General features: G+C 58.2%; 2 protein-coding genes, 2 tRNA genes and 1 pseudogene. 2 read left to right on the top strand and 3 right to left on the bottom strand.

Annotation, left to right across the window (positions count from 1 at the left end; translation table 11 throughout):
* Positions 1-240, bottom strand: a pseudogene (locus ACT8X9_RS13115) (hypothetical protein); the annotation flags it as partial.
* Positions 241-424: 184 nt separating this feature from the next.
* Between ACT8X9_RS13115 and ACT8X9_RS13110 the strand changes: the two are divergent.
* Positions 425-508, top strand: a tRNA-Leu gene (locus ACT8X9_RS13110).
* 459 nt (positions 509-967) lie between these two features.
* Here the strand turns inward: ACT8X9_RS13110 and spo0A are convergent.
* Positions 968-1,726 (bottom strand): sporulation transcription factor Spo0A, encoded by a 759-nt coding sequence (spo0A, locus tag ACT8X9_RS13105; protein WP_227619983.1) that lies wholly within the window; start codon positions 1,724-1,726, stop codon positions 968-970.
* Between the two features lie 116 nt (positions 1,727-1,842).
* Positions 1,843-3,075 (bottom strand): SpoIVB peptidase, encoded by a 1,233-nt coding sequence (gene spoIVB, locus ACT8X9_RS13100; protein WP_444269287.1) that lies wholly within the window; start codon positions 3,073-3,075, stop codon positions 1,843-1,845.
* Between the two features lie 112 nt (positions 3,076-3,187).
* On the opposite strand from spoIVB, the gene ACT8X9_RS13095 reads away from it, so the two are divergent.
* Positions 3,188-3,267 (top strand) — tRNA-Leu (locus ACT8X9_RS13095).
* Positions 3,268-3,507: the final 240 nt, after the last annotated feature.

The following is a 3,507-nucleotide window of genomic DNA, read 5'->3' as shown; positions in this document are numbered from 1 at the left end:
GGTCAGACAGACCCATTTGTCCGGCAGCGGCTCCGGCTCGGGCGGCGTCTGTACCGACGATGCGGGGACAGGAGAGACGAAGCTTTCGTCCGGCAGCGGGGTCAGGTCGCTCTCCCGACAGCCTACGACTGGCTCTGCGCCGCAGAATATCCCCAGCCCGAACCCTGCCGCCGCCCCGGCCGAGAGCAGCAGGAGGCTCACCAGCCAACGCGGTGCCTTGCCGAATTTAAAAAAAGCCATTCCAAAAAACCTCCTTGTTAAGTCATTTCTGCACGGAAACTCCATTTACAAGATATGAATGGCAAAAAAATCTATGAAAACGCTTGACATTGCAGGGGGAGTATGGTATTATACTTGAGCAGTCAGCGATACGGCTTGAACCTCAGAGCGGTTACAAAACGCAGATTGCATCAAAACTTCATATGCGAGGGTGGCGGAACTGGCAGACGCGCACGTTTGAGGTGCGTGTGGTTTATCCTTGGGGGTTCAAATCCCCTCCCTCGCACCAAAGTCGAAACCCGCATGGGCACTGGAAGATTCAGTGTCCATACGGGTTTTTCGTTGTGTGAAAAACTTCAGGTCCGGTCGAAGGTGTGAAGGGGCGTTTCCTTGTTCTGCGGCAAAACTCCATAGAGTTGAAATGCGTTGGAAACATCCATCGCCGCAAAGGAGATGCAGACGTCAAGGTGCGGGAGCGGTGCCTTGACCCTGCTGTACGATTTCTGCTCGTCAGCACAAAAAAAGCCTCCTGCGCCGGAAAACCGGAACAGGAGGCTTCATTTTATTGTATGATGAGGGAACCGTAATTTCTGATTTCACACCCGATAATATAGCAATTCAACTTTTTAATGCAACAGCAACAGCGTTGAATTGCATATCGCAAATATGCTGTTTTCATGTTGCACTAATTTCTTGCCTTGCGATAAATGAAGAGCGCTATCGAAAAATGGAACAGAGACGTGATGTTTCAGCCTGCCTGCTGGTGCTTATCTAGCCGCATCTTATCGGCGATCATGGCGATGAACTCGCTGTTGGTGGGCTTGCCGCGCAGGTTGTGGATGGTGTAGCCGAAATAAGAATTCAGGGTGTCCACATCGCCCCGGTCCCATGCCACCTCGATGGCGTGGCGGATGGCGCGCTCTACCCGGCTGGCGGTGGTGTCGTTTTTCTTGGCGATCTCCGGGTAGAGGCGCTTGGTGACGGCGTTGATGTACTCCGGCTCATTCATGGTGAGCAGGATGGCATCCCGCAGGAACTGGTAGCCTTTGATGTGGGCGGGGACGCCGATCTGGTGCAGAATGTCGGTGACCTTCAGCTCGTCGCTGTCCACGCTGGCCGTGATGAGGCGCTTCTGGTGGCCGTGGGCGACTTTGAGCACCCGGCTGGCGAGGACATTTTCGTCGAAGGGCTTGACAAAGTAGTAGGCGAAGCCCTCGTCCAGCAACTCCTGCACCATCTCTTCGCTCTGGAACGCGCCGGTGACAAAGAAGGTGGTGTGTGTCCCGCCGGCGGCGACATATTTCTGCTTGACGGCCAGCGCGTCCAGCCCGGGCATGAAGGCGTCCAGCAGAACGACCTGCGGCCGTACCGCAAGCATCTTCTGCAAGATCTGAAGTCCGTCCTTTTCCACGACGGTCACTTCCACGCCCTTTTGCTCCAGCGCATCCCGGCAGGCCGCCGTAACATCCGCACTGGTATCCGACATCAAAAATCTTACTTTATCCATCGTACTTTCCTCCAATGTGTGCAGTTCCCTTTACGCTCTATATTTTACCATAATTTACCATGGAATGCAACAGGAAATTTTTACAATTTCTGGGATTTTCATAAAAATCTTCCGGCTCATTCCGTTCTCTGCATTTCAGCGGCGTTTTTTGCCTGTTCCAGCATGGTCTGGGCGAAAATGCCATAGCCCCGGGTGGGGTCGTTGACCAGAACATGGGTCACAGCGCCCACAAGACGTCCGTTCTGGAGGATGGGGCTGCCGCTCATGCCCTGTACGATGCCGCCGGTGGAGGACAGAAGGGTGGGGTCTGTCACCCGGATGACCAGATTCCGCCGGGGGTCAGCATCACTGACCCGCTCGATCTGGATGCGATAGGTGCGGGGCGTGCCGCCCTCGGTGGTGGCCCATATCTCGGCAGGGCCGGTGGCGACCTCCTGCGCGAAGGCGATCTCCCGCAGCTGGCCCGGAAAGTGGGTGCGGGTGGTGCCGTAGACGCCATTCTCACCGTTGATGCGGATGGTGCCGATGGCGTGGGCGCTCAGAAAATGTCCCTTCAGCTCGCCGGGGCTTCCGGCAGTGCCCACGCTGCATCCGGTGATCTCGCAGGGGACGATCTCGCCGCTGCGCAGGGCGACGCTTTCGCCGGTGTCGCTGTCGCTGATGGGGTGGCCCAGCCCCGCAAAAACGCCAAGCTCTTCGTCCGCGAAGGTCAGGGTGCCCACCCCGGCAGAGGAGTCCCGCACCCACATCCCGGCCCGCCACTGTCCGGAGGCACTGTCCCACACCGGGGTCAGAGTGGTCAACTTCTGCTCGCCGCTGCGGATATATACGACCTCCACGGCCTGTCCCTCGGCGGCGTCCAGTGCTTCCTTTACGGCATCATTGCTCTCGGTGCGAGTCTGCCCGATGCAGATGACCCGGTCGCCGAGACGCAGCCCCGCTGCCTTGGCAGGATTCGATGTGCCGCCGCTGGCCTGCCCGATCTCGGAGAACCCCACGATGAGTGCCCCTTCGGAGAACATCTTGACGCCGAAGGGGGTGCCGCAGACCGTCACCTTGGGCCGCTCTGCCACCACGGCCCGGATGGTCTTGATGGGGAACCAGCCGCCCAGCGTCAGGGTGGTCTGGTAGCTGCCCACGGCCCGGGTGCTGGCGACGTTCTGGCTCCCATGGCCGCTCTGCGGCTCGACCCACTGGAAGCGGGGGAGAGACAGGGCTTGTCCCGGCTCCAGATAGACCCGGTCCGGCAGGCTGCTGTACAGCCAGCCCAGAGCCGCAGCGAGGGCCAACAGCAGATACGCCGCCGCAAGCCCTGCCCGCTGCTGCCATGACCGGTGCTTTTTCTTCACGCCGAGGGCCTCCCTTGCTGTTTTTGGGGTTATTATGCGCCAAGAAAGGGAGAATTATCACCCGGCAGTTGACTTTTGCCGCGAATCTTGTTACTATAAATAAAGTTTCCGTGCGGGAGTGGCGGAATGGCAGACGCGCTGGTTTTAGGCACCAGTTCCAACGGAGTGAGGGTTCGACCCCCTTCTCCCGCATAAAAAATGGCCCCAAGCCCATGCTTGGGGTCATTTTTTATCTTGCGGAGAAGAGGGGCCGAACAGCACGGCCGCCCGCAGGCGGCAAGCGATCAGCCCGGCAATCTCGAGGAGAGTCTGCCAGCGCGGCTTGACGAACACCCACAGAATCCCTATACTATAAGGAGTAGAAGTAGCAAGAAATAAACAAGAGAAGGGACTGTGTATGTCCCCTTATGCTGAGTTTCGCATTCTGTGGCG

It is taken from the genome of Faecalibacterium sp., from assembly GCF_052358865.1.
In the GTDB taxonomy this organism is placed as follows: Bacteria; Bacillota; Clostridia; order Oscillospirales; family Ruminococcaceae; genus Faecalibacterium; species Faecalibacterium butyricigenerans.
Note: the sequence above shows the minus strand (reverse complement) of the source record. Positions and strands in the feature narration are given on the sequence as shown.